Here is a 1,160-nt window from a genome sequence, read left to right on the forward strand (position 1 = left end):
CACGGTTGTACTCACGTAGCTATGGAAAGTACAGGTGTATTTTGGAAGCCTATTGTAAACATACTCGAGGCTGAGAATATCGAATTTTTAGTTGTAAATGCTCAACATATCAAATCGGTTCCTGGTCGTAAAACTGATGTTAAAGATGCGGAATGGATCGCCAAGTTACTTCGTCACGGATTACTCAAAGCTAGCTTCATTCCAGATCGCACCCAACGTGAATTACGAGAATTAGTTCGGTATCGTCGAAGTATGATTGAAGAACGCGCGAGACAACATAACCGCATTCAAAAGGTACTCGAAGGTGCGAATATTAAACTTGGTTCTGTTGTATCAGATGTGATGGGAGTTTCCTCTCTTGATATGCTTCGTGCCATTGCCGAAGGAGAAAATGAACCAGAAAAGTTAGCTAGTTTCGCTAGACGTTCAATGAAAAAGAAAAAAGCAGAACTTGAACTCGCACTTCGTGGCTATATCCAACCACATCAACGACTAATGATTAAAACCATTCTTACTCATATTGATTTTCTGACTGCACAAATTGAATTGTTAAATCAGGAAGTAACTTGCCGGCTTTCCACACACCAAGAAGATATCGAAAGATTGGATTCCATTCCTGGAATTGCCACTCGAATGGCGGAACAAATCCTAGCTGAAATTGGAACGAATGTAGAAAAGCAATTTCCAAGTGCAGCACATCTCTGTTCTTGGGCAGGACTAGTACCTGGACACAACGAAAGTGCAGGAAAAAGGAAATCCTCCGCTATGAAGAAAGGCAATAAATATTTGAAATCGGCTCTAATTGAAGCAGCTCATTCTGTCAGAGGATCTAAAACCTATCTAGGTGCATTATATAGACGGACTGCAGCCCGAAAGGGTAAAAAACGAGCTGGCATATCCGTTGCTCATGCCATATTACGTATTGCTTATTACCTTTTAACGCGGAAAGAAATGTATGTAGACTTGGGCGAAGACTACTTTGATAAACAAAAAGAACAATCTATTATTCGATATTCTGTTCGAAGACTTGAAAGTTTGGGTTACAATGTGACCATCACTGAACTTGGTGCTTCCTAATACAATCTAAAACCAGATCTCTATTTAGGCGCTACCATTTTTTTGAATATAAAGGTCGCGTTTATTTGAGCATGGACTTTTTT

Annotated in this window: 1 protein-coding gene; it reads left to right on the plus strand. The window is 39.8% G+C overall.

Translation table 11 applies throughout. From position 1 onward, the window contains the following. The coding region (locus ACIQ7N_RS23630) for an IS110 family RNA-guided transposase (protein ID WP_402936680.1) at positions 1–1,077 on the plus strand (1,077 nt) is incomplete at its 5' end. Between the last annotated feature and the right edge of the window lie 83 nt (positions 1,078–1,160).

This window comes from Lysinibacillus sp. NPDC095746, assembly GCF_044763535.1.
Lineage (GTDB): Bacteria > Bacillota > Bacilli > Bacillales_A > Planococcaceae > Lysinibacillus.